Source organism: Xanthobacter luteus, assembly GCF_040049235.1.
Taxonomy (GTDB): Bacteria; Pseudomonadota; Alphaproteobacteria; order Rhizobiales; family Xanthobacteraceae; genus Xanthobacter.
Genome location: NZ_JBDZDO010000005.1, coordinates 100,842 through 125,705, shown reverse-complemented (window position 1 = coordinate 125,705; position 24,864 = coordinate 100,842). Strand labels below are relative to the sequence as shown.

General features: G+C 68.8%; 24 protein-coding genes. 19 read left to right on the top strand and 5 right to left on the bottom strand.

Features of this window, described 5'->3' with window-relative positions; all coding sequences use genetic code 11:
* Window positions 1-6: 6 nt before the first annotated feature.
* The 3 genes from ABLE88_RS15970 to ABLE88_RS15960 are packed head-to-tail and all read right to left on the bottom strand — an operon-like array spanning window position 7 to window position 3,058.
* Complete coding sequence (locus ABLE88_RS15970) at window positions 7-816, bottom strand: SDR family NAD(P)-dependent oxidoreductase (protein WP_348832686.1); 810 nt, start codon at window positions 814-816, stop codon at window positions 7-9.
* Window positions 816-2,021, bottom strand: coding sequence for an acyl-CoA dehydrogenase family protein (locus tag ABLE88_RS15965; RefSeq protein ID WP_348832685.1), 1,206 nt, complete (start codon window positions 2,019-2,021; stop codon window positions 816-818). Before ABLE88_RS15965 ends, ABLE88_RS15970 begins: the two co-directional genes overlap by 1 nt.
* 11 nt (window positions 2,022-2,032) lie before the next feature.
* Window positions 2,033-3,058 (bottom strand): phosphotransferase family protein, encoded by a 1,026-nt coding sequence (locus ABLE88_RS15960; protein ID WP_348832684.1) that lies wholly within the window; start codon window positions 3,056-3,058, stop codon window positions 2,033-2,035.
* Window positions 3,059-3,442: 384 nt separating this feature from the next.
* Between ABLE88_RS15960 and ABLE88_RS15955 the strand changes: the two genes are divergently transcribed.
* The 12 genes from ABLE88_RS15955 (at window position 3,443) to ABLE88_RS15900 (ending at window position 16,536) form a co-directional block, all read left to right on the top strand.
* Window positions 3,443-4,822: an ABC transporter substrate-binding protein gene (locus tag ABLE88_RS15955; RefSeq protein WP_348832683.1), complete on the top strand. Its 1,380-nt coding sequence runs from the start codon at window positions 3,443-3,445 to the stop codon at window positions 4,820-4,822.
* 103 nt (window positions 4,823-4,925) lie between these two features.
* Window positions 4,926-5,729, top strand: a complete 804-nt coding sequence (locus ABLE88_RS15950; protein WP_348832682.1) for an ABC transporter ATP-binding protein — start codon at window positions 4,926-4,928, stop codon at window positions 5,727-5,729.
* A 23-nt stretch (window positions 5,730-5,752) separates the two neighbouring features.
* Window positions 5,753-7,996 (top strand): ATP-binding cassette domain-containing protein, encoded by a 2,244-nt coding sequence (locus ABLE88_RS15945; RefSeq protein WP_348832681.1) that lies wholly within the window; start codon window positions 5,753-5,755, stop codon window positions 7,994-7,996.
* A gap of 11 nt (window positions 7,997-8,007) precedes the next feature.
* The gene (locus tag ABLE88_RS15940; RefSeq protein ID WP_348832680.1) at window positions 8,008-8,898 is read left to right on the top strand and encodes a branched-chain amino acid ABC transporter permease; all 891 of its coding nucleotides are present in this window, start codon (window positions 8,008-8,010) and stop codon (window positions 8,896-8,898) included.
* Window positions 8,899-8,901: 3 nt separating this feature from the next.
* Complete coding sequence (locus ABLE88_RS15935) at window positions 8,902-9,966, top strand: branched-chain amino acid ABC transporter permease (RefSeq protein ID WP_348832679.1); 1,065 nt, start codon at window positions 8,902-8,904, stop codon at window positions 9,964-9,966.
* A 72-nt stretch (window positions 9,967-10,038) separates the two neighbouring features.
* Window positions 10,039-11,037 (top strand): TRAP transporter substrate-binding protein, encoded by a 999-nt coding sequence (locus ABLE88_RS15930; protein ID WP_348832678.1) that lies wholly within the window; start codon window positions 10,039-10,041, stop codon window positions 11,035-11,037.
* 68 nt (window positions 11,038-11,105) lie between these two features.
* Window positions 11,106-11,906, top strand: a complete 801-nt coding sequence (locus ABLE88_RS15925) for an enoyl-CoA hydratase (RefSeq protein ID WP_348832959.1) — start codon at window positions 11,106-11,108, stop codon at window positions 11,904-11,906.
* A gap of 134 nt (window positions 11,907-12,040) precedes the next feature.
* The gene (locus tag ABLE88_RS15920) at window positions 12,041-12,844 is read left to right on the top strand and encodes an AraC family transcriptional regulator (RefSeq protein WP_348832677.1); all 804 of its coding nucleotides are present in this window, start codon (window positions 12,041-12,043) and stop codon (window positions 12,842-12,844) included.
* Between the two features lie 75 nt (window positions 12,845-12,919).
* On the top strand, window positions 12,920-13,741 hold the full coding sequence (locus ABLE88_RS15915; protein ID WP_348832676.1) for an ABC transporter ATP-binding protein: 822 nt from the start codon (window positions 12,920-12,922) through the stop codon (window positions 13,739-13,741).
* A gap of 13 nt (window positions 13,742-13,754) precedes the next feature.
* The gene (locus ABLE88_RS15910) at window positions 13,755-14,537 is read left to right on the top strand and encodes an ABC transporter permease (protein ID WP_348832675.1); all 783 of its coding nucleotides are present in this window, start codon (window positions 13,755-13,757) and stop codon (window positions 14,535-14,537) included.
* A 44-nt stretch (window positions 14,538-14,581) separates the two neighbouring features.
* On the top strand, window positions 14,582-15,631 hold the full coding sequence (locus tag ABLE88_RS15905) for an ABC transporter substrate-binding protein (protein WP_348832674.1): 1,050 nt from the start codon (window positions 14,582-14,584) through the stop codon (window positions 15,629-15,631).
* A gap of 17 nt (window positions 15,632-15,648) precedes the next feature.
* Complete coding sequence (locus tag ABLE88_RS15900) at window positions 15,649-16,536, top strand: PhzF family protein (RefSeq protein WP_348832673.1); 888 nt, start codon at window positions 15,649-15,651, stop codon at window positions 16,534-16,536.
* 201 nt (window positions 16,537-16,737) lie between these two features.
* On the opposite strand, the gene ABLE88_RS15895 is transcribed toward ABLE88_RS15900, so the two are convergent.
* On the bottom strand, window positions 16,738-17,505 hold the full coding sequence (locus ABLE88_RS15895; protein ID WP_348832672.1) for a TrmB family transcriptional regulator: 768 nt from the start codon (window positions 17,503-17,505) through the stop codon (window positions 16,738-16,740).
* Window positions 17,506-17,689: 184 nt separating this feature from the next.
* Here ABLE88_RS15895 and ABLE88_RS15890 point away from each other — a divergent pair, with 184 nt between their 5' ends.
* Genes ABLE88_RS15890 through ABLE88_RS15860 form a run of 7 tightly spaced genes read left to right on the top strand, consistent with a single transcriptional unit; the run spans window position 17,690 to window position 23,713 of the window.
* Window positions 17,690-18,886 (top strand): ABC transporter substrate-binding protein, encoded by a 1,197-nt coding sequence (locus ABLE88_RS15890; RefSeq protein WP_348832671.1) that lies wholly within the window; start codon window positions 17,690-17,692, stop codon window positions 18,884-18,886.
* Window positions 18,887-18,915: 29 nt separating this feature from the next.
* Entirely contained in the window at window positions 18,916-19,782 is an 867-nt protein-coding gene (locus tag ABLE88_RS15885) for a branched-chain amino acid ABC transporter permease (RefSeq protein ID WP_348832670.1), read from the top strand.
* Window positions 19,779-20,741 carry a branched-chain amino acid ABC transporter permease gene (locus ABLE88_RS15880; protein WP_348832669.1) on the top strand — a complete coding sequence of 321 codons (963 nt, stop codon included), beginning with the start codon at window positions 19,779-19,781 and terminating at the stop codon, window positions 20,739-20,741. Before ABLE88_RS15885 ends, ABLE88_RS15880 begins: the two co-directional genes overlap by 4 nt.
* Entirely contained in the window at window positions 20,738-21,469 is a 732-nt protein-coding gene (locus ABLE88_RS15875; protein WP_348832668.1) for an ABC transporter ATP-binding protein, read from the top strand. Before ABLE88_RS15880 ends, ABLE88_RS15875 begins: the two co-directional genes overlap by 4 nt.
* Entirely contained in the window at window positions 21,453-22,154 is a 702-nt protein-coding gene (locus ABLE88_RS15870; RefSeq protein WP_348832667.1) for an ABC transporter ATP-binding protein, read from the top strand. Before ABLE88_RS15875 ends, ABLE88_RS15870 begins: the two co-directional genes overlap by 17 nt.
* 12 nt (window positions 22,155-22,166) lie before the next feature.
* On the top strand, window positions 22,167-23,102 hold the full coding sequence (locus tag ABLE88_RS15865; RefSeq protein ID WP_348832666.1) for a carbon-nitrogen hydrolase family protein: 936 nt from the start codon (window positions 22,167-22,169) through the stop codon (window positions 23,100-23,102).
* Window positions 23,103-23,107: 5 nt separating this feature from the next.
* A complete protein-coding gene (locus tag ABLE88_RS15860; protein ID WP_348832665.1) occupies window positions 23,108-23,713 on the top strand; it encodes a pyridoxamine 5'-phosphate oxidase family protein in 606 nt (201 codons plus the stop codon).
* A 118-nt stretch (window positions 23,714-23,831) separates the two neighbouring features.
* Here ABLE88_RS15860 and ABLE88_RS15855 read toward each other — a convergent pair whose 3' ends face one another.
* Window positions 23,832-24,653 carry an IclR family transcriptional regulator gene (locus ABLE88_RS15855; RefSeq protein WP_348832664.1) on the bottom strand — a complete coding sequence of 274 codons (822 nt, stop codon included), beginning with the start codon at window positions 24,651-24,653 and terminating at the stop codon, window positions 23,832-23,834.
* Window positions 24,654-24,864 lie beyond the last annotated feature (211 nt).

Sequence of the window (24,864 nt, the reverse complement as noted above, 5' to 3'; positions counted from 1 at the left end):
TTCGGATCAGGCGGCGGTCCAGCCGCCGTCCACCGCCAGCGAGGCGCCGGTGATGTAGGAGGCCGCGGGCGAGGCGAGGAACAGGCAGGCGCCGACCAGCTCCCGGGGGTGGCCGAAGCGCCCCATGGGCGTGCGGCCGGTGACGCGCTCGGCGAGCTTCGGGTTCTGACGCAGGCCCTCGGTGAGCTCGGTCTCGAAATAGCCGGGGCCGACGGCGTTCACCCGCACGCCCCTCTTCGCCCATTCGAGGGCGAGCTGGCGGGTCATCAGCTCCACCCCGCCCTTGGCGGCGCAATAGGCCGTGGTGCGCGCCAGCCCCACCCGCCCGGCGACCGAGCTGACGTTGACGATGGCGCCTTCGCCCTGGGCCAGCATCACCCGGCCGGCGGCGCGGGCGGTGAGGAACACGCCGGTGAGGTTGGTGTCCACCACGGCGCGCCATTCCTCGAGGCTGGTGTCCTCGGCGGTCTTGTACCAGGGATTGACGCCGGCATTGTTGACGAGGGCGTCGATGCGGCCGTGGCGCGCCACCACCGCCCGGCACAGCGCCTCCACGTCGTCCTCGCGGGACACGTCGGCGGCGATGCCCTGCGCCGTGCCGCCTTGCGCGACGATGGCGGCGGCGGCGGCCTCCACGGTGGCGGCGGTGCGGCCGGTGAGCACCACGCGGGCGCCGGCCTCGGCGAAGCCCTCCGAGATGGCGCGGCCGAGCCCCCTGCCCCCGCCGGTGACGATGACGACCTTGCCCTGAAGGCCGGCGACGGACGGCGCTGCGGGGGCCAGAGCACGGTCAGGCATGGCGACGGCGATGCTCATCAGGCCGCCCTCCCCGCCGGCATGGCTTTGGCCGCCGCGCCGCGCGCCAGGCGCCGGGCGATGCTCCAGCGGTGCACCTCGGACGGGCCGTCATAGATGCGGAAGCCGCGCACGTCGCGGAAGATGCGCTCCACCTCCGTGTCCCGCGTCATGCCGAGCCCGCCCAGCACCTGCAGGGACCGGTCCACGATGCGGAAGATGGCCTCGGAGGCGAACACCTTCACCATCGAGCTTTCCACGTTCGCCTTTTCGCCCTGGTCCAGCAGCCAGGCGGCGTGGCGGATGGCGAGGCGGGTGGTGTGAAGGTCGATCTCGTTGTCGGCGAGCATGAAGCCCACCCCCTCGTGCGACAGCAGCGTGCCGCCGAACGCCTCGCGCCGGCCCGCATATTCGGTGGCGATGTCGTGGGCGCGCCGGGCGGCGCCGAGCCAGCGCATGCAGTGGGTGAGGCGCGCCGGCACGAGGCGCGCCTGGGCATAGCGGAAGCCCTCGCCCACCGCGCCCAGCACGTCGGCGGCGGGAATGCGCACATTCTCCAGCGCCACCTCCGCATGGCCGCCGGTGAAGGAGCTGTCGAGGGTGTCGAGGGCGCGGGCGATGCGGAAGCCCTCCGCCGGAAGGTCGGTGAGGAACATGGTGGCGCCCACGTCCCGGCCATCCACGACGGTGCGCGCCATGACGATGGCGAAGGCGGCGCCCTCGGCGCCGGTGATGAGCCACTTCACGCCGTTGACGACGAAGTGGTCGCCCTCCTTCACCGCCGTGGTCCTCATGAGCGACGGATCGGCCCCGGCGCCCGGATGGGGCTCGGTCATCAGGAAGCAGGAGCGGGTCTCGCCCGCCGCCAGGGGCGCGAGGAAGCGCGCGTTCTGCTCAGGGCTCGCCACCTCGGCGAGCAGGTGCATGTTGCCCTCGTCCGGCGCGGCGATGTTCAGCGCCACCGGGCCGAGCATGGAATAGCCCGCCGCGTCGAACACCACCGCCTTGCCGAGGTGGGAGAGGCCGAGCCCGCCCCAGCCCCGCGGCACATGGGGGCTCAGCAGGCCGGCGGTCCGTGCCTTGGCCACCAGGTCGCGGCGCAGATCGTCGGTGGGGCCGTGGGCGGTGCGGCGGGGGTCGGCCTCGAAGGGCAGGACCTCCTGTCGCACGAACGCCTGCGTCTCGGCCTCCAGCGCCGCAAGCTCTTGGGGAAGCGCAAAATCCATGGGGCGTCGCCTCAGAATGTCTTGTCGTTGACGATGTCGAGGGTGAAATCGAAAAGGGCTTCGGCGAGCTGGCCGAAGCCGGCATAGCGCGGGTCCGCCGTTTCGCCGGCGAGGTGCCGGGCATGGAGCTGGTGGAACACCACGCCGAGCTTGAGCATGGTCAGCACCCGGTAGGGCTTGAGCTGGGAGAGGTCCCGCCCCGTAGCGCGGGCATAGGCCTGCGCCGCCTCTGCGCGGGTCGGGAAGCCGGGATAGGCCGTGGGCATCTGCGCCAGATCGTGCATGCACGCCGGATCGCCCGGCTCGGTCCAATAGCTGAGCAGGGTGGCGAGGTCGAACAGCGGGTCGCCGCGGGTGCCCATGTCCCAATCCACCACGGCGACGGGAGCGCGGGTCGCCGGATCGAGCAGGACGTTGTCCAGCTTGAAGTCGTTGTGCAGCAAGGTCGGCGACGGGGCGTCCGCCACCTCGGCGGCAGCCAGCCAGGTCGACACCGCGCGGGCGGCGGGCGAGAGCGCGCCCGTCGCCACCCGCTCGGCCCGGCCGATCCAGCCGGCGGCGGTGCGGGCGAAGAAGCCGGCGGGCCGGCCCAGGTCGCCCAGCCCGACGCGTCCCGGATCCACCGCGTGGATGGCCGCCAGCGTCTCCACCAGCAGGCGCGAGATCGCGACGCCGGTCTCCGCCGTGGCGGGCAAGGGCGCGAGGCTGTCGCCGCGCAGGGCGATGCCATTGCGGAATTCCAGCAGCTGGAAGGGGGCGCCGGCAATCCCGGCATCGGCGCACAGATGCAGGCTGCGGGGCGCCAGCGGCAGCTCCCGCCAGAGGTTCGAGAGGATGCGGTGCTCGCGCGCCATGTCGTGGGCACCGGGCGGCAGGGGGCCGTCCGGAGGACGGCGCAGCACCGCCCAGCCGCCATCGAGGCGGACCAGGTAATTGAGGTTGGCAAGCCCGCCCGCGAACTGGCGTGGCGCGAACGCGCGGTCAAGCCCGATGCCGTGGCCGGCAAGATGGATGGCCACCGCATCCCAGTCGAGCACCCGGCTTTCCGCCCGGCTGCGCAGGGCCACGCCCGGCGGCGGCGACGGAGCCTGCCGCCCACGGGCCGGGACCGCCGCGGGCCCCTCGTCCGGAGACGGCGATGGCAGACCAGGGGGCATGCGTTCGGCTTCGACCATGGAGCACCGGTTGGGGTTTTGTCGGACCAAAACTGTCCGACTGAAAAAGTTTGGTCAAGTGAAAATTCGTCACTGCGACGCAGCAAACCTCGTCTCTGATATGAGATAAATACATATAAAACAAATATTTAAGCTCAGTCCTAGCCCCAGACACCGGTCTATTGACGATTGACCATTCTTCGATTTATGGTCTGACTATCAGATCAAAATGCCGGATCAAAACACCGGTCTCGGGAGGAAGCGCCAATGTCTCGACGCCCTGGCACGCGCCGCGTGCCGACCCTTGCATTCGCCTGTGCTCTCGGTGTCGCGGCCCTTGCCGCCACGCAGTCCCTGCCCGCTGCCGCCCAAGCGCCTGCGCCCGGCGCGGCCAAAGCGATGGAGCAGTTCGTGCCGATCGCCATCTACCGCACCGGCCCCTACGCCCCGGGCGGCTCGGGCATCTACGGCGCCTATGCGGACTATCTGGCGCTGGTGAACGCCCGCGACGGCGGGGTGAACGGCGTGAAGCTGGTCTATGAGGAGTGCGAGACCGGCTACCAGCCCGACCGCATGATCGAGTGCTACGAGCGCCAGAAGGGGAAGGGCCCCACCGGAGCGGCCGCCTTCACTCCCTCCGGCACCGGCGGCGTCTATGCCCTCATCGACCGCATGACGGCGGACAAGATCCCCTCGGTCACCATCGGCTACGGCCGCACGGATTCCTCCGACGGGCGGGTCTTCCCCTATTTCTTCCCGCTCATCTCCAATTACTGGAGCGAGAACACCGCCACCCTGCGCTACATCGCCGGGCGCGAGGGCGGCCTCGAGAAGCTCAAGGGCAAGAAGATCGCCAATGTGGTGATGGACTTTGCCGCCGGCCGCGAGACCCAGGCCATCCTCGATGCCCAGGCCAAGCGCTATGGCTTCGAGGTGACCACCTTCCCCATCGCCCCGCCCGGCCTCGACCAGCGCGCCGTGTGGCTGCAGGTGCGCCAATATCGCCCGGACTGGGTGCTGTTCCGCGGCTGGGGCGCGGCCACCCCCACGGGCATCAAGGAAGCCGCCCGTGCCGGCATCGCCCGCGACCGCATCATCGGCTGGTGGTGGTCCGGCTCCGAGGAAGACGTGACCCCCGCGGGCGACGCCGCCAAGGGCTTCATCACCGCCCAGTTCCACGCCACCGGGCCGAACTATCCGGTGTTCGAGGACATCAAGAAATACGTCTACGCCAAGGGCCAGGGCAATGTGGAGGAGAACCGCATCGGCTCGGTCTACTACGTGCGCGGCGTGCTGCACGGGGTCGCCGTGACCGAGGCCATGCGCACCGCCATGAAGAAGTTCGGCAACCGGCCGCTCACCGGCGACGAGGTGCGCTGGGGCCTCGAGCATCTGGTGATGACCGCCGACCGCATCAAGGAACTGGGCCTCGAAGGCCTGATGCCGGAAATCAAGGTCACCTGCGCCGACCACGAGGGCGATGGCGCCATCCGCTTCCAGCAATGGGACGGCGCCAAATGGGTGATGATCTCGGACTGGATCAAGTCGGACCAGTCCATGGTGCGCCCGCTGATCGAGGCGTCCGCCGCGCAATTCGCCAAGGAAAAGGGCATCGCGCCCCGCGACTGCGCCAGCGAGACCAACTGACGCCAAGGCCGATGCGCGCCGGCGCATCGGCCGTTCCCGCGCACCGTGCCGACGCGCCAGCGCATCGGCCCCCTCCCACGCCAAGCACTGAACGGGGCACGCCATGAGCGGGCAGGGACCGTTATTGTCCGTCGCCGGGATCGAGGTGATGTATGCGCGCCTCGCGCTGGTGCTCCGCGGCCTCACCCTGGCCGTGCCGAAGGGCGGCATCGTCGCCCTTCTGGGCGCCAACGGCGCGGGCAAGACCACCACCATGAAGGCCATCGCCAACCTGCTGCGCGCCGAGCGGGGCGAGGTGACGAAGGGCGCGATCCACTACGACGGCGCGCGCATCGATCATCTCGAAGCCTCCGACCTCGCCCGCCGTGGCCTGTCGCTGGTGATGGAGGGCCGCCACGCCTTCCCGACCCTCTCGGTGGAGGACAATCTGAAGGTCGGCGCCTTCTCGCGTCGCGACGGCGCCGTGGCCGAGAGCCTGGATCTGGTCTACCGCACCTTCCCCCGCCTGAAGGAGCGGCGGCGGCAGCAGGCCGGCCTGCTGTCCGGCGGCGAGCAGCAGATGTGTGTCATCGGCCGCGCCCTCATGGCCCGGCCGCGCATGATCCTCCTGGACGAACCCTCCATGGGTCTCGCGCCGCTGCTGGTGGAGGAGATCTTCGCCACCCTGCGGCGTCTCAACGCCGAGGAGGGCGTGACCTTCCTGCTCGCCGAGCAGAACGCCGCCGTCGCCCTGCGCTACGCCACTTATGCCTATCTGGTGGAGAGCGGCCGGGTGGTGCGCGAGGGACCGGCCGCGGCGCTGGCCGCCGATCCGGACATCCGCGCCTCCTATCTCGGGCTCGATGCCTCCGCCGCGGCGGACGGCGCGGCCCTTGCCGCGCGGCGCCGTCTGCGCTGGCTCTCGTGATCCGCATCCCCGCCGATCCGGCCATGGTCGAAGAGACAGACCCCGCCATGAACCTCGCCCCGGACCATGCCGCGCTGGCCGCCGCCTCCCTCAGGGAGGCGCTGCCGGGCGCGCTCGTTGCCGCCGCCCGCCGCCATGCGGGGCAGCCGGCCCTGCGCCACAAGCGCGGCGGCATCTGGCACAGCTGGACGTTCGAGGAGACGCTCGCCCGCGTCGCCGCCATGGCCCGCGCGCTCGAGGGGGACGGCCTGTCGGGCGGCTTCGTCGCGATCCTCGGCGAGAACCGGCCGGAGCTCTACGCCGCCACCTTGGCCGCGCAGGGGCTCGGCGCCGCCGTGATGCCGCTCGCGCCGGAATTCCTGCGCCGCTTCGGCGCCCCGCAGGCCGCGCCTGCGCTGATGATCTGCGAGAGCGAGGAGGCCGCGCGCGCCTGGCGCGCATTCGGCGGCGCCGGCACGGTGCGGAGGCTCGACGAGCTCGCTGCGGCGCCGAGCGGGGCCGGCGACGATGCGGTCGCGTGGTTCGCCAGGCGGGCCGCCACCGTGGAGGGCGCGGGCACCGCCCTCGTGCTGCAGACAGATGGCGCGGACGGGCCGCCGCGGCCGGTGGCGCTCTCCCATGGCCATCTCCTCGGTGCCGGAAGGGCGCTCGTGGCCCGGCTTGCCCTTGGACCTTCCGACCGGCTCATGGCGTTCCTGCCCGTGTCGGGCATTGCCGATGCCGCCTTCAGCCTCCTCGCGCCGCTCCTCTGCGGCGCGACGGTGCATTGCGTCGAAGGGCCGGCGAGCCTCCCGAGCGACATGCGGGATGTGGCGCCCACGGTGCTGGCCGCGCCGGCCCGTGCGCTGGAGCTTCTGGAGCGCGACGCCCGCCGCCGCCTCGCCGCCGGCGGGCCACTGGCGCGGGTGCTCGCAGCTCGGGCGGAGCGCGGCGCGCCGGGCTCCGGGCCGGTCTTCGCGGCGCCGCTGCGCAACGCCCTCGGGCTCAGCCGCTGCCGCCTCGCCTTCGTCACCTCCGGCACGCTGGAACCGGGCTGCGGCGCCCGGCTGGAGGCCTGGGGCCTGCCGCTCGATCTCGACCTCGCCCTGGCCGGCGACGGCGCGCCGCTCTCCCGTGCGGCGCTTGCCGCGGGGGATGCGCTCCTGCTGCGGCGCGTGGAGGCCCTGCTGCGCGGGGAAGACGGAATCGACCGCGCCCGCGTAACCCGGGCCGGGGACGGTCTCCTCGCCCGCCTCGCGCTCATGCCCGCCGGAAGCGCCACCGACGGCGGCGCCGGCGCCGGTCGCGCCGAGGCGGCGGCCCAGCGGGTCAATGCGCGCCTTGCGGCCGAAGCCGGAGCGGAGGCCATCACCTCGGTGGAGATCGCCGCCGGAGGCTTCGCGCCGGACGAGCTGACGCTGGAGGGCGAGACCCGCCATGCCGCCTCCGCGCCGTTCCCGGCCGCCGCGGAGGCGCCCCGCGGGGCGCCGGCCGGGCGGGGCGCCGGCGTGCTGCTGATGGACGTGCGCGGCGTCAACGTCGCCTTCGGCGGGGTGCGGGCGCTGACCGACGTGTCGCTGGCCGTCCATGAGGGGGAGATCCTCTCCATCATCGGGCCGAACGGGGCCGGCAAGACCTCGCTGCTCAACGTCATCAACGGCGTCTACCATCCGCGCTCCGGCACCATCACCTTCGCCGGCAAGGCGCGCGCCCGCATGCGCCCGGCCTTCGCCGCGCGCGCGGGCATCGGCCGCACCTTCCAGCACGTCGCCTTGTTCAAGGGCATGAACGTGATCGACAACGTGCTGGTGGGCCGCGCCGCGCGCTTCAAGGGTGCGCTCCTCGGCAAGCTGCTGCGCCTGCCCTCCACGGCGGCGGAGGAGCGCCGCGAGCGGGAGGCGGCCGAGCGCATCCTCGCCTTCCTGGAGCTGGAGCATCTGCGCAAGGAGCGGGTGGCGAGCCTGCCCTACGGCATCCAGAAGCGGGTGGAGCTGGCCCGCGCGCTCGCCACCGAGCCGAGGCTCCTGCTGCTCGACGAGCCCATGGCCGGCATGACCCACGAGGAGAAGCGCGACATGTGCGGCTTCATCCGCCGGGTCAACGGGAGCTTCGGCACCACCATCCTCATCATCGAGCACGACATCGGCGTGGTGATGGGCCTGTCCGACCGCGTCGCGGTCCTCAATTACGGCCGCAAGATCGCCGACGGCACGCCGGCCGAGGTGCGGGCCAATCCCGAGGTCATCGCCGCCTATCTCGGCTCCGTCGCCGTGGGCGAGGCCGCCTGAAGGAACAGCACATGAGCGACTTCTCCTTCTTCCTCGAAGTCCTGGTGGGCGGCCTGCTGTCCGGCGTCATGTACACGCTGGTGGCATTGGGCTTCGTGCTCATCTTCAAGGCCTCGGGCGTGTTCAATTTCGCCCAGGGCGCCATGGTGCTGTTCGCCGCGCTCACCTTCGTCGGCTTCCTGGAATTCGGCCTGCCCGCGTGGGCCGCCTTCCTCGCGGCGCTCGCCGCCATGCTGGTGCTGGCGGTGGCCATCGAGCGCACGGTGCTGCGCCCGCTCGTCGGGCAGGATCACATGATCCTGTTCATGGCCACCATCGGCCTGTCCATCTTCCTGGAGGGCTTCGCCCAGCTCATCTGGGGCACAAGGGTGCGCGGGCTGGACCTCGGCATCTCCGACGAGCCGATCGAGATCGGCGGCATCCTGATCTCCCAGTTCGACCTCTCCGCCGCGGCGATGGCGGCGGCGCTGGTGGCGGTGCTCTCGGCCTTCTTCTCCTACACCAAGGTGGGCCGCGCGCTGCGCGCGGTGGCCGACGACACCCAGGCGGCGCAGGTGGCCGGCGTGCCACTGGGCTTCATCTGGGCGGTGGTGTGGGGCGCGGCGGGCTTCATCGCGCTGGTCGCCGGCCTCGTGTGGGGCGCCCGGCTCGGGGTGCAGTTCGCCTTGACCCTGGTGGCGCTCAAGGCGCTGCCGGTGATGATCCTCGGCGGCTTCAACTCCATCGCCGGCGCCATCGTGGCGGGGCTCGTCATCGGCGTCAGCGAGAAGCTCGCCGAGATCTATCTCGGCCCGATCATCGGCGGCGGCATCGAGAACTGGTTTCCCTATGCGCTGGCCATCGCCGTCCTCCTCATCCGCCCCGCCGGCCTGTTCGGCGCCGCCCGCATCGCGAGGGTCTGAGCCATGTTCTACCGTGACGCCGGGGCGCTGAAGACCTCCTACGCCCAGGAGCAGGCGATCTTCCCCGTCGCCCTCGATCGCTGGGGGGTGGCGATCGTGCTGGCGGTCGGGGCGCTGGTGGTGCCGCTGGTGGCGGGGCCCTACTGGCTCGGCTCCATCCTGCTGCCCTTCCTGATCCTCTCGCTCGCCGCCATCGGCCTCAACCTCCTCACCGGCTATGCCGGCCAGCTGTCCCTGGGCTCCGGCGCCTTCATGGCGGTGGGGGCCTATGCGGCGATCAACCTCGTCATCCGCCTGCCGTGGCTGCCGTTCCCGGTCTCCTTCGCGCTGGCCGGGATGGTGGCCGGGGCCGCGTGCCTCGCCTTCGGGCTCCTCTCCCTGCGCATCCGCGGCTTCTACGTGGCGGTGGCGACGCTCGCCGCGCAATTCTTCATCGAATGGTTCTGCACCCACGTTCCGTGGCTGGTGCTCAACACCCCCTCCGGCGTCGTCTCCACCCCGACGCTCTTCTTGTTCGGCGTCGACTTCTCCTCGGTGCCGGCGCGCTATCTCGCCGCCTTCGCGACGGTGGTCGTGCTGGCGCTCCTCGCCAAGAATCTGGTGCGCTCCTCCGCCGGCCGCGCGCTGATGGCGGTGCGCGACCACGAGACCGCCGCCGAGTTGACCGGCGTGGACACCGCCCGCGCCAAGCTCACCGCCTTCGCCGTCTCCGGCTTCTATTGTGGGGTGGCGGGGGCGCTGTGGAGTTTCCTCTATCTCGGCAACGTGGAGATCGAGGCCTTTTCGCTGCACCGCTCGTTCCAGATCCTGTTCATGGTCATCATCGGCGGTCTCGGCTCCATCCTCGGCTCGTTCCTCGGCGCCGCCTTCATCGTGCTGCTGCCGGTGGCCATCGCCAACGCCGCCACCATGTTCGGCGCGGCGCTGAAGCCGGACGTGCTGGCCAATCTCGAGCTGATGATCTTCGGCGGGCTGATCGTGGGCTTCCTCATCATCGAGCCGAGCGGCCTTGCCCGCCTCGCGGTGAAGGCGAAGGAGCGCCTGCGCCGCTGGCCCCTGCCCTATTGAGCTTGGCCCAAAGTGCCCCCCGGGCCGCGCCGAACAACGCGCACCAAAGCGCGTGCAACTGGAGGAAACGCCATGAAGAAAGTCTACCGCCGCCTCGCGCTGGCGGCGCTGATGACGCTCGCGCCCCTTGCTGCCGTCCCGGTGCCAGCGGCGGCCGAGGAATTGCGGCTCGTCTTCGACATCCCGCTCAACCATCCGCGCGTTCCCTATTTCACCGCCATGGCCGATGCGGTGGCGCGGTCGACCTCCGGCCGGCTGACGCTGACGGCCAATCCGGGCGGCACCATCTATCCCGGCTATGCCTCCATCGAGGCGCTGAAGGACGGCAAAGCCGAGCTCACTTTCGTCAATGCCGCGAACCTCGAGCGGCTTGATCCGCGCTTCGGCTTCGTCAACCTGCCCTTCGCCCTCGATGACACCGCCATGGCCCGGCCCGCCACGCGGCGCGGCGTGGTGGAGCTGCTCGACAGCCTTGCGCAGAAGCAGGACCTGCGGGTCATCGGCCTGATGCGCGGGGCGGACCAGCTCTTCATCTTCCGCGACAAGCGCGTGGCCGCACCGGCGGACCTCAAGGGCCTGAAGATCCGCGTCGCCGGCGCCGGCACCTATGAGGAGATCATGCGCCGCCTCTCCGCGGAGCCGGTCGTTCTGCCCATCCCCCAGATGAAGCCGGCGTTCGAGCGCGGCACCCTCGACGGCGTGTTCACCTCGCCCGGGGCCTGGATGTCGCAGCTGGGGATGGGTGCCCCCAAGGCCACCCATGCGCCCGGCCTGATGATGATCACTTACGTTCTCGTCGCTCGCAAGGACGCAGTGGAACGCCTGGCGCCGGCCGATCGCGAGGCGCTGCTTTCTGCCGCCCGCGCGGACATCACGGAAGGGTGGGGACGCATGGAGGCGGATGACGCCGCCATCCTCAAGGACATGGCGACGAAGGGCGCGGCGATCATCACGGTCGCCGACCTCAAGCCGTGGCGCGAAGCCGTGGCCCCGATCGGGGCCGCGTTCGCGGCGCGATTCCCCGACACCTGGGGCGCGCTCCAGGCCCAGATCGGGCCGCAAGGCAAGTGACCGGTCAGCGCGCCGGCCGCCCGTCCGGCGCGCGCCGTGCCATCGGTGGGACACAGGGAGCGCACGCGATGAACGCATCTCCGCAGCGGCAGGCGGCGGCATTCAAATCCATCCGCGCAGAGGTTCGCGGCCGCGTGGGATGGATCACCCTCGACCGCCCGGAGGCGCTGAACGCGCTCAACGCCGCGATGGTGGAGGAGATCGCGCGCGCCCTCGCCGGGTTCGGCGGCGATCCCGATATCGGCTGCATGGTGGTGGCCGGCTCCGAGCGCGCCTTCGCGGCGGGGGCGGACATCAAGGAGGCGGCGGATCGCACTTATCCCGAGACGTTTCTCGAGGACTTTCTCGCCTCCTGGGATGCGATCGCGCGCGTGCGCAAGCCGGTGCTCGCCGCGGTCGCGGGCTATGCTTTGGGCGGCGGCTGCGAGATCGTGCTGATGTGCGACCTCGTGATCGCTGCGGATACGGCACGGTTCGGCCTGCCGGAAGTGAAGATCGGCGTCATGCCGGGCGCCGGCGGCACCCAGCGCCTCGCCCGCGCCGTCGGCAAGGCGAAGGCCATGGATCTCTGCCTGACGGGGCGGATGATGGACGCCGCGGAGGCGGAGCGCTCCGGGCTGGTCTCGCGTGTCGTACCCGCCGCGGCTCTGCTCGCCGAGGCGCAGGCCGTCGCCGAAGAAATTGCAGCAAAATCCCGCATCAATACGATGGCGATCAAAGAATCCGTCAACCGCGCCTTTGAGACCTCCCTCTCGGAGGGGCTTTTGTTCGAGCGCCGGACCTTCCACGCGCTCTTTGCAACCCTGGACCAAAAGGAGGGAATGGCAGCCTTCGTGGAAAAGCGCCCACCTCGGTTTCGCCATGGATGACTTGCGGAGGCCACCTCATGATGGCTTTACCGTCGGCCAATCTGATGTAGTTTGCCGGGATGCTGAGGTCCTTTGACTTGCTCCGACACAGCGCGACATCCGCTGCCGTGATCTCGGCGGATGAGGAGCGCGCCGTGCTGAAAGGCGGAGGCAGCTATGCCATGCCGTGGCATTGGCATGATTGTCTCATGCTCATTTTGCCGAGCGTCGGAGCACTCGACCTGCGGCACGAAGACCAGCGGGACGGTGTCTGGGTCTCTGAAGACCGATTTGCGCTCGTCCCGGCCCATCGGGCCCATGAAACGTGTGCCTGGCGCGAGCCCCATGCGCACGTGGCGCTCTATGTCACGGACACGGCGCTCGCGCGGATGGAGTCCCAATTGGGCTCCCTCGCGGGCGTCCGGCGCCTTGCCCATGCCACGGGGCTCTTTCCCGTCACGCCGGAGATCCGCGCCCTCCAGGCCTTGTGCCAGGACGAATCCCCGAATCCTCTCGGCGTGGAGACCATGCGCCACCACCTTTCGGCCGCGCTCCTGATCGGGTGCCTTGCCGTGGTGGAGCGGGGAGAGATGCTGCCGCCCGCGTCCCATCGCGCCCACGGCGGCAGTCTTGTCGCGGAATTGAAGGCCTACATCGCAACGCGCATCGGGCAAGACCTTGCGCTTGATGAGCTTGCCGGCCGCTTCAGCGTGTCCCGCCGGCATTTGACCCGCCTGTTCCGCGACAGAACCGGGCAATCCATCGGCGAGTTCCAGGCCGCCACCCGACTGGCCGCTGCGCGCCGCCTGCTCGTCGAGACGGACCTGCCCGTCAGCGAGATCGCCTACCGGGTCGGCTTCGAGAGTTGCTCCGCGCTCTCGCGGGCCATGCGGCGACAGGAGGGCTCCTCGCCAACCCGACTTCGGCGCGCCGGCATGGCCCGTTCGGTCAATAGTTAGGGCCCGCGCGGAAGCGCGCACCTGGGCGATTTTTTCTAGCCTGTTCCGAATAACAATCAGAGATCGGAACGGGACATGGGTTTGCTAGAAGTCCGCTCGGGCGACCTGGTGATCTTTACCGAGGTCACGAAGACCTTCGCGCTGGGCGCGGCCAGTTTCACGGCCATCAAAGACGTAACCCTGCGCGTGCGGCGCGGCGACATCGTCATCCTGCTAGGGCCGTCAGGCTGCGGAAAATCCACGCTCCTCAACCTGACAGCAGGCCTGATTGCACCCACTCATGGGCAGGTTCTTTATGCGGGCCGGCCGATGGATGGCTTGAACGCAAGCGTCGCCTACATGACGCAGGCCGATCATCTCTTCCCATGGCGAACGGTTGCCGGCAACGTCGGCGTGCCGCTGGAGATCGCCGGAGTATCGCGCGCCCAGCGCACCGCGCGGGTGGCCGAACTTCTTGCCCTGGTCGGCCTTTCGGATTTCGCGAGTTCCTATCCGAACCAGTTGTCCGGCGGCATGAGGAAGCGAGCGGCGCTCGCCCGCCTGCTCGCCGCGGATCGCGAGACGTTGCTTCTGGACGAGCCGTTCGGCGCTCTCGATGCCCAGCTCCGGCTGACGCTGCAGGTCGAGCTCCTCCAGGTCTGCCGCGCGCTCAACAAGACGGTTCTCTTCGTCACCCATGACATAGAGGAGGCCGCTGCCCTGGCCGACGTATGCGTCGTGTTCCAGGGACTGCCGGGCACGATTGCCAAAGTGATCGAGAACCCGCTGCCGAAGGACCGTGATCTGCGCGCTCTGCGGTTCGATCCGCGCCATCACGCCTTCACCAACGAACTCTGGGCAATGCTGACCCCGGACCTTGCCGTGCCGCCCGCGTCGAGCGCAGCCCAGATGCATTGAAGGCATTTCCCCCATGACAACCCACCGAAATCTGCTTTACGTGACCCGGCTGGCCTTTCTGCTTGCGCTTCTGGCGCTGTGGCAAGTCGGCTCAACGCGTGGTGGCTTCGAGTTCTACATCTCGAGCCCCATCGCCATCGGGGAGAGCTTCTGGCACCTTCTGCGCTCGGGCGCCTTCCTGTTTCACGCGTCGATCACCACCGCCGAGGCCTTTCTCGGCTTCGCGATCGGCGGTGGCGCCGGCATGCTTGTTGGGGTGGGGCTCGGCCGCTCCAAATTCCTGGCCGACGTCCTTGATCCGTTCCTGACAGCATTCTACAGCCTGCCGAAGGTCGCACTCGCGCCGCTGTTTGTGTTGTGGTTCGGCATCGGCATTGAGATGAAGATCATTCTCGCCGCGGTGACCGTATTTTTCCTTGTGTTTCTCAACACCTATACGGGCGTGCGCAATGTGAGCCGGGAACAGCTTACCGTCATTCGCATCATGGGGGCAAACGAGGGTCATCTGCTCACGAAAGTCGTCCTACCTTCCGCTATTACATGGGTCTTCGCGGGGTTGCGCCTGTCGGTTCCCTACGCGCTGATCGGCGCCATTGTCGGAGAAATCATCGCCTCGAACCGCGGGCTCGGCTTCCTCGTATCCGACGCCGCCTCCAAGTTCGACACCGCCGGTGTCTTTGCAGCGCTTGTTGGGATCGTGATGCTCGCCATGGTGCTCAATGTGGCGGTGAAGCAGACGGAGCGCTGGCTGATGCCCTGGAAGGCCTCGGAAGGTCTTCGCGAGGTCACCGTCTGAACCACCCTGCCCGGCACAGTCCATCGAACCTAACGGATAACTCCATGCGCATCTCACGTCGCCAAACCCTTGCCCTCGGCGTTGGCGCCATGGCATCCCTCGCCGGCGCGTTGCGAAAGCCCGCCTTCGCGCAGGGGAGTGGCCAGAAGGTGGTGATCGGCCAGCCCTCCGAAGGCTTCATCTATCTTCCCCTCTACGTCGCCCGGGCGAAGGGCTACTTCACCCAGAACGGCCTCGATGCCGAGTTCATCGTTTTTCAGAAGGGCGGCGCCGAGGCGATGGCCGCCGTACTTGGCGGACAGTCGGACATCTATGTGGGAAACCCCGGCATCCAGCTTCGCGCACAGGAGAAGGGGCAGGCGGTGACGAGCTTCGCCGCCGTGGAGACCCAGTTCGGGTCCGACCTGGTGATTTCGGGCGAGGCGGCCCAACGCATCGGCCTCCCCGGACTCCGGGATCCGAAAGCCAAGGCTGCAGCCCTCAAGGGGCTGACCATTGCGGTGGCGGGGCCTGGCAGCCTCACTGACCTCATGGTTCGTCATATTGCCCGTTACGGCGGCCTGGACCCGGATCGCGACCTCACCATCACCCCCATCGGTGGCGGCGCCAACATGCTCGCCGCGTTCAGCCAAAAGCGCATCGACGGCTATGCGCTGTCCGCCCCAACATCCACGGCCGGAATACAACGGTTCGGCGGCGTGAACGTCTTCGACTTCGCCAGGGGCGAATACCCCCCCTTCGCGGACTTCCTCTTTTATACCCTCATCGCCCGCGACGACTTCATCCTCAAGCAGCGCGAGAAGGCGCAGAAGGTGGTGCGCGCGCTATGGAAGGGCCTCGTCCAGCTGCGCGACGAGCCGGAGGACGCGAAAGCCGCGGTACGGACGTTCTTCGAGAAGACACCTTCCGGCGAGTTCGACCTTGCCTGGCAGCAGAACCTTCCCGCATTCCCCGCATCGCCGCGCATTACCGCAGCCGGCATGCGGAAGAACTACGATTTCTTGCACGAAGGGGACGGCAAGGCGGTTTCTGTACCCCTGGAGAAGAGCTTCACCAACGAAATCGTTGACTCCATATCTCCCGTGAAGGGTTGAGCAGCAAGAGAAGAACCATGCATAAGGTTGACTTCGTCAATGTCTTCACGCTCTCAGGGCAAGGTGGCAATCCCTGTCCCGTGGTCGCCGACGCCCAAGGAATGAGCGCGCACGATATGCAGGCCATAGCCAAACATTACGGACACGAGGCAGGATTCGTCTTCCCAACCGAAAATGACGATGTGGACTTTGCCTTTCGTTTCTTCGTTCCCAACCACGAGATGGAGATGTGCGGGCACGCCACCATAGGCGCGCTCTGGGTTCTTACACAGCAGAACCGCCTGACCGAAAGCGCGATCCGCATCTCGACCCGCAGCGGACCCGTCACCGGCTATGTTGGCAGGGATGAGGACGGCGCGCCCGCGATCGAGATAACGCAGCCCGCCGGCAAGGTCGTCCCTCTGACGAACGCGCAGGGCGATGCAGTGCTCCACGCCCTCGGCGTGACGCGCGATGCGCTGGCCGACCTGCCGCTGCACAATGCGGTGACGTCGCGGGTGAAAACCCTCGTGCCCATGCGTGATGTTGAGCGTCTGCACGCGCTTGTCGCGAACGTGCCGGCAGTGGAGTCGGCCTGCCGCCTGATCGGCTCCACCGGCCTCTACCCCTATGCAGTGGCCGATGAGAGCGCGCGCGTGTTCGAAGCACGTCAATTCCCCCGCGCATCGGGATATCCGGAGGATGCGGCAACCGGGATCGCGGCGGCGGCGCTGGCCTTCGGCCTTTTGCGGGATGGTCTGATTACCCCTGACGATCGCACGATCCGGGTGCTTCAGGGACGTGCCATGCGCCGTCTGTCGGAGATCCGGGTGCGCATCGGTTTTGCTCAAGGTCGCGCGGTGGGGTGCCTGCTTGGCGGCGCCGTCTCACAGGCGGATGCACACAATCACGCGGTTGCGGCATAGGCCATCGCCTGCAGCGTCGAAGAGCGGTTGCGCGCCATAGGAAGGCGCCTTCCGCCCGGCGCCGCACCGTCAGCTGAATATGTGCCCAACGCTTGGGCCGGCACGCTGCTCGTCATTGCAAGCAAAACCCCAGCGATTGAAGGCAAAGCCGCATTCACGGGAGTGGTCGGCAAGGACCATAATCCAGTCGAATCCAACTTATCACCGATCGGGCGGCGCTCCAGCGGAGGGACCGTCCGACGGGGCGGCGGAGCGCCAAAGGACCTCGAAGATCCCATTGTTCAGCATGGCGAGCTCGCGGCTCTCGATGCTGAATGCGTAATTCTCATTCTTCGACGAGATGTAGCTGACAACGTCGTCGTGCAGGAACATGGTCATGCCGAGATCGATGCCGGGCGGGGCATAGCGCAGATCCCGCAATTCGCTTTCGGAGCTGGGCCACATCGCCTCGGTTTCCCGCAACCGCGAGCGCAGGACCTCCAGCTTGATTTCCCGCCGCGCCCGCTCGGCGATGAAGCGCGACATTTCCTCCGCACCCGGCACTTCCAGCAGTTCGCCCATGGATAGGATGCCGCGGATGCGCTTCGACTGGGTTTCGAGCACGCCCCACAGGACGCGCCGGATCCCTTCCGCGCCCGAGTGATAGTGCACCCGCGGCTTGAACTGCGCCCCGTTGTACAGCGAGCGCAGTTCCGGAACGAGGTCGTCGAGCATGGCCCGGGTGCGATCCCATTCGCCGATGAGAACGCAAGGATCCTCCGCAACCACGTGGCGCACGCCGGCCACGTCCCGCTCGGTGACCATTCCGCGTGCCGCAAGCCGGGCGAGGAGATCGTAACCGCTGGTTCGGGTGACCCCCGCGCGCTGCGCGACGGCCGTGATGGGGGCCGAGCCGAGCTCGAGGGCGGCGCGATAGAAGCGCTGCTCTTTGTCGTTCAGGCCCAGTTGCTCAAGACGCGCATCGATCATGCGGCCACCTTGTGTCATTTTTTTTCGACAGTCAATGGGACGCGCGGTCGACCTTCAAGAGCGGCAAATGAGTGAAAATTTGGGCATCTTTGGTGGATATTGATGCAATTATCCAGCCCGATCGCCTTGACTTGCTTCGATGGAGTCGATGAAGTTCGACAAAATGACCGGAGGGAGTTTGGCGATGGCTCGGAAAATGGTGTTCGCCCTGGCCCTGGCGGCCGGGCTTGGGGCAATGGTTGCTGGAGCCGAGGCGCAGCAGCCGGTCAAGATCGGCGTGCCGCTGCCGCTCAGCGGACCGAACGCGCAGTTCGGCATCAACATTCGCAACGGGCTGGAGCTGGCGCTCAGCGACATCAACGCCGCCGGCGGAATCAAGTCTCTGGGCGGCGCCAAAGTGGAGCTGGTCTATGCCGACGTCCCGGCGCCCAACGCGGCCGGCGCGGCGGCGCAGCGCCTCCTCAGCCAGGACCAGGTGGTGGGCCTCATCGGCTCCTTCGTGTCGTCCATCACGCTCGCCGTCTCGGAGGTGTCCGAGCGCGCGGGCGTGCCGATGATCACCCACTCGTTCGCGGACCAGATCACCGAGCGCGGGTACAAGTACATCTTCCAGGTTTCTCCCAAGGCGAGCCGCTTCGGCAAGGACCAGTTCGGCTATGCCGTCGCCATCGGCAAGAAGGCCGGTGTCGACGTGAAGAAGGTCGCGATCCTTTACGAGGATACGGCCTACGGCACGGCCCAGGCCAAGGGGCTCCGCGAAGCCGCCAAGGCGGCGGGGATCGAGATCATCGTCGATGAGGGCTATCCGCTCGGGATCACCGACGTGGCGCCGCTGGTCAACAAGATCCGGGCGACCAACCCCGACATCGTGTTTCCGGTGTCCTACTTCCACGACGCGCTGCTGATCCTGCGCACCATGCGCCAGCAGCAGATCGATGTTCCCGCCGTCGGCGGGGCGGCGGGCTACATCATCGCCGAGTTCGAGAAGGGCCTCGGCCCCTATGCCGACGGCGTGTTCTCCATCGCCCCGGCCAATTACGACGCCGCGCCCGAGATCAACGCGCGCTACAAGGCGAAGTATGGGTCCTTCATCCCCCATGAGGCGCTGATGTACCCGGCGGCGCTGGAGCATCTGGTGCGCGCCATCGATCTTGCCGGATCGCGCGATCCGGAGGCGATCCGCGATGCGGTGGCCAAGCTGCGCTACTGCGAAGGCTTCGCCAAGGCGCTCCCCGGCGGCTGCACGGCCTTCGACGCCAAGGGCCTCACCAGCGTCGCCACCCCCGTCCTGGTGCAGTGGCGCGGCGACGGGCTCGACACCGTCTATCCGGACGCGGCGGCCAAGGCCAAGCCGCGGTGGAAGGGCAAGACGGTCGACTGAGGTCGGGCCGAAGACCGGAGACGCCGTCCATGTCCCAGCTTCTTCAGGCCGTCATCGACGGCCTCCTGATCGGTGGCGTTTACGGCGTCATCTCCGTCGGACTCTCGCTCGTGTTCGGCGTGCTCGGCATCGTGAACTTCGCCCAGGCGGAGTTCCTGATGATCGGCATGTACGTCGCTTGGTTCGCGTGGGCGTGGCTCGGGCTCGACCCGATCCTGGCCTCGGTCCTCTCCTTCGCGGTCGGCTTCCTGCTGGGCGCCGCGGTGCAGGTCACCCTGGTGCAGCGGGTGATGCGCGCGCCCCACGTGGCCCAGATCTTTCTCACCGTCGGGCTGCTGGCGGTGCTGGAGAACGGGGCGCTGATGCTGTTCGGCTCCACCTTCCGCTCGGTGCAGACCCCCTACCAGGCATCGGCCCTGAAGCTCGGCCCGCTGTTCGTCTCGGTGCCCTATCTCCTCGCCTTCTGCGCCGCGGTTTTGGTCTCCGTCGGCCTGTGGTGGCTGCTCGCGCGCACCTGGCTCGGCCGCGCGATCCGCGCGACGGCGCAGAACGAGATGGCGGCGCGCGCCTTCGGCATCAATACCGGCCGCATCTATGCCGTCGCGCTGGGCATCGGCACAGGGCTGACCGCCTTCGGCGGGGCCATCATCCTGCCTTACGCCACGGCCAGCCCGGCGGTGGGGACCCAGTATGTGGTGCTGATGTTCACGGTGGTCGTGCTCGGCGGCCTCGGCAGCGTCATGGGCGCGCTGCTCGGCGGGCTCGCCGTGGGCATCATCCAGGCCCTGTCCGGCTTCGTGCTGCCGATCCAGCTGCAGAACCTCGCAATCTTCGTCGTGTTCATCGCCCTGTTGGCCTTCCGTCCCGAAGGGCTGATCGGAAAGGCCCGCTCGTGATCCGCGCCCTCATCATCATCGCCGGCGTGTCGCTCGCCGCCTGGATCGTCGGCAGCCAGCTGCCGGCACGCAGCTACGAGGTGCGCGTGCTGTGCCTCATCCTGCTCGCCGCGTCGATGGCGCAGAGCTGGAACATCATCGGCGGCCTCGCCAACCAGATCTCGCTGGGCCACGGCGCCTTCTTCGGCATCGGCGCCTACGCCTCGACCATCCTGCAGCTCTCCTACGGCCTCAGCCCGTGGCTGGGCGCGCTGGCGGGGATGGCCGCGGCGATGCTCGCCGCGCTCCTGCTCTCCTTGCCCACCATGCGGCTGAAGGGGCCGTATTTCGCGCTCGCCACGCTGGCCTTCGCCGAGGCCTGCCGGGTGGTGGCCAACGCCTTGCCGATGACCGGCGGCCCACAGGGTGTGTCGGTCCCCTTCCTCGGCGATTCCTGGGCCATGCTGCAATTCCGGGCGCCGGGAACCTACCTGCCCGTCTTCATCGGCCTGTTCGCCCTCACCAGCCTCGTCTTCGCGCTGCTGGCCAACGGCCGGATCGGCTATCAGCTGCGCGCCCTGCGCGAGAATGAGGATGCCGCCGAGGTCGCCGGCGTCGCCACGCTGCGCACCAAGCTCATCGGCAGCCTGGCCTCGGCGGCGCTGACGGCGCTGTGCGGAACCCTGTTCGCCCAGTTCACCTTCTTCATCGATCCCGACAGCGTCTTCAGCGTCTCGGCCATTTCGATCCGCATGGCGCTGATCGCGATCGTCGGCGGCGTCGGCACCCTCATCGGCCCCATCCTCGGCGCGCTCGCCATCGTCCCGCTGGAGGAGGTGCTGAGCGCGACGCTCTCGCAATATATCGGCGGCATCGCGCCGTTCACCTTCGGCCTGGTCCTGATCGCCATCGTGCTGCTGCGGCCGCGCGGACTTGCCTCCCTGCCGGGGCTGCGCCTGGCCGAGGGAGGCCGCCCATGAGCCCGCGCGTCTGCGTGCGGGGCGTCACGGTCCGGTTCGGCGGGCTGATCGCCGTCAACGATGTGGGCTTCGAAGCCGCGGCCGGCGAGATCATCGGCCTCATCGGACCCAACGGCGCGGGCAAGACCACGCTGTTCAGCACGCTGGTGGGGCTGGTGCGTCCCGCCGCGGGCTCCATCAGCCTCGACGGCGCGCGGATCGAGGGCCGCAAGCCCCATGTGATCGCCCGCGCCGGCATGACGAAGACGTTCCAGAACACCGCCCTGTTTCCGGGCATGAGCCTGCTGGACAACGTCATGACGGCGGCGGTGGTGCGCGAGGATCTGAAATCGGCGCGCCGCACGGCCGAGGCCTGCCTCGAGCGGGTCGGCCTGCGCAAGGCGGCGCTCGCCAACGTGGCCGATCTCACCTTCCCGCAAAAGGCCCTGGCCGAGCTCGCCCGGGCCCTGGCCGTCAAGCCGCGCGTCCTGCTCCTCGACGAGGTCATGGCGGCCCTCACGCCTGCGGAAATGGACGAGGTCATGGCCACCATGCGCTCCCTGCGCGACGAGGACGGCATGACTCTGCTGGTGGTCGAGCACCACATGCGGGCCATCATGCGCCTGTGCGAGCGCATTCTCGTGCTCAATTTCGGGCGTCTCATCGCCGATGGCCCGCCGTCCTGCGTCTCCGCCGACCCGGACGTGATCCGCGCCTACCTGGGACAGGACCATGCTCATCACGCGTGACCTCGGCGGCGGCTATGGCGGCCGCGACGTGCTCTGCGCCATTGACGTGGAGATTGGTGCTGGCGATACGGTGGCCATTCTCGGCGCCAACACCGCCGGCAAGACCACCCTCATCCGCGCGCTGGCCGGGCTGCTGCCCCGCGTCAGCGGCGCCATCCTGTTCCAGGGCCAGGACATCACGCGCGTGCCGGCCCATGAACGGGCCGCTCTCGGCATCGCGCTGGTGCCGGAAGGCCGTCACGTCTTCGCGCAGATGAGCGTCGAGGACAACCTGCTGGTGGGCGCCTATCACCGCCGGGCGGAGCGGCTGACGGGCGACCTGGACGCCTGCTTCGACATGTTCCCCCGCCTGCGCGAGCGGCGGACGCAGCGCGCCGGGACGCTGTCCGGCGGCGAGCAGCAGATGGTGGCGCTCGGCCGCGCCCTGATGTCGAAGCCGCGCCTGCTCCTGCTGGACGAGCCGAGCCACGGCCTTGCCCCGCTGATGGTGGAGGAGGTGCATCGCGCCATTGAGCGCGTCACGGCGGCGGGCATCTCGGTGCTGCTGGTGGAGCAGAACGTGGTCGGCGCGCTGAAGCTGGTGCGCCATGCCTACGTGCTCGAGGCCGGGCGCATCACCTTGTCGGGCACGGCTGCGGAGCTGTCGGGGAACGACGAAGTCCGCCGCGCATATCTCGGAATCTGACGGAGACGACCGATGACGCATTTCACCGCTGCCGTGGTCCAGGCCGGGACCGTGGGCGCAGACAGTGCCGCCACCCTGGCCAAGGCGGAAGACTTGATCGCCGAGTGCGGGCGGCGCGGGGCCGAGGTGGCGGTCTTCCCGGAGGCGTTCATCGGCGGCTATCCCAAAGGCGCCGATTTCGGCGTGGTGATCGGCGCGCGGCGCCCGGAGGGCCGCGAGGAATATGCCGCCTACGCCTGCCGGGCGATCCTCGTGCCGGGCCCGGAAACCCTGAGGCTCGGGCGCGCGGCGAAACACGCCAAGCTCTTTGTGGTCATGGGCGTGATCGAGCGGGACGGGGGAACGCTCTATTGCACCGTCCTGTTCTTCGGGCCGGACGGCAGCCTGCTCGGCAAGCACCGCAAGATCATGCCGACCGCGGCCGAGCGCCTGTGCTGGGGGTTCGGCGACGGCTCGACCCTGACCACGGTGCCGACCCCGTGGGGGCCGCTGGGCTCGGTGATCTGCTGGGAGAACTACATGCCGCTGCTGCGCATGGCCATGTACAGCAAGGGCATCGCCATCTATTGCGCGCCCACCGCCGATGATCGCGATACCTGGGAAGCCACCATGCGCCACATCGCGCTGGAGGGGCGCTGCTTCGTGCTCTCGGCGTGCCAATACCTCACCCGCGCCGATTTCCCCGCCAACATGCACAACGCTTTGCCCGCGGAGGCCGGGGATGTGCTGATGCGCGGCGGCAGCCTCATCGTCGACCCGCTCGGGCGCGTGGTGGCGGGCCCGGATTTCTCCGGCGAGACCATCCTCGTGGAGCAGCTCGACGTGCGCGACATCCTGCGCGGCAAGTTCGACTTCGACGTGGCCGGCCACTACGCCCGGCCGGACCTGTTCAGCATGACGCTCGACGAGCGGGTCCGCGCGGCGGTGCTCACGACGGCGGCGGAGTAAGGCCCGTGTGGGATCGTCCCTTCTATCACCAGGACACGCGGGCGCTTCAGGACCGCTATGACGGGCGCCGGACGGCGGACGCCCTGGAGCGCCACCGCAAGCATTACGCCTTCTGGGAGGACGAGCGCGCCATGATCGAGGCGGCACGGTTCTTCTTCATCGGCTCGGCAAGCGGCGAGTATACCGACTGCAACATCAAGTCGGGAGATCCGGGCTTCGTGAAGATCACGGGTCCTGGCGAGCTCGAATACCCCGAATATGATGGCAATTCCATGTACCGCACCGCGGGCAACATCGCCGCCAATCCCAATGTCGGGCTGCTCTTCGTGCGCTTCGACGGCACCAGCCGTCGCATCCGGATCAATGGCCGCGCCTCGCTCCATGATGATCCGCGGACGCTGGCGCGGCATTTCGGCGCGAAGTTCGTGGTCCGGGTGGCGTGCGAGATCTACCCGAACTGCCCGCGCTACCTGCCCGATTTCGAGCACGACCGGCCCTCGCTCCATCCGCCGCGTCCCGGCGCGGGCACGCCGCCGCCGCCGGAGTGGAAGGGCCGGGACTATATTCGCGACACGCTGCCCGCCGACGATCCGCACCGCGAAGACCCGTAGGCGATCCGCTCCGGCGGCGGATGGATGCCGATGAAGGCAGGACCTGGTACGGACCAAGCGCCGGGTTCGCGCCCGCGGGGGAAGTCGCCCCCGCCGCTTCCCGCCAAGCGGCGGCGCATCAGCTGTCCGCGCCGCGGTCGCCGGAATCGGGAAGGGTGGCCGCCAGCCGTTCCGCCGCTTCCAGCAGGTTGGGCACCAGGGCTTTGGCCTTCTCCAGCGAGAAGCGGGGCACGGGGCCGTGGCAGGCGACCGCCGCCACCACCGTGCCGCGCCGGTCCTTCACCGGAACGGCGATGGCGACCAGCCCTTCCAGAAACTCCTGGTCGTCCATGCTGTAGCCGCACCTCGCGATGCGCTCCAGCTCCACTTCCAGCTCCTGGACGGTGGTGAGGGTGTTCGGTGTGTGGGCCTTCAGCTGCAGCGTCTCCAGGATGCGGCGGCGCTGGGCGGGGCGCATGGCGTTGAGGAAGAGCTTGCCCGAGGCCGTGCAGTGCATGGGCACGCGCGAACCGACCTCCAGGTGCATCCTTAGCGGCCAGGCGGCCTCCACGCGCTCCAGATAGATGGCTTCGCTGCCCACGCGGGTGACAAAATTGCAGGTCTCGCCCGCCACCGCCACCAATGCCTCCAGGATGCCGCGCCGCTCGATGCTCACCGAGTTGCGCAGCATGTCGAACCCCATGCGCAGGAAGCGCGGCCCCACCGCGAAGCGCCGGCCGTCCGGCTCGCGCAGGAGATAGGATTCGCCCTCCAGCTTCTGGCACAGGCGGTGCACGGTGGGCTTGGGCAGGGAAAGCCGCATGCACAGCTCCGGGACGCCGAGCGGCGTTTCCGAGCGGGCGATCTCGCCCAGCAGATCCAGTGCCCGGAGCATGGCCGAGGCGTTGTCGCGCTCTTCCGATTTTTCCGGCGTCTCCGCCTGCTGCTTCGCCCTGGCCATCTGAACCGCCACGCTCGTCCGCCGCAGCGCCACCCTTAGAGCGCGATCGGCGCGGAGGGAACCCTTTTCTCTTTCCGTCCGGACGGGAAGAGCACTCTAAACCGTTGAGCAGAGAAGAATTTACCGCTGCACACAGGCGCCCGCGGCGGGGACGGGCACAGGGCCGCGGCCACCCTCTGGCAGGGACTTCGGACGGAACGCAGACGCACAC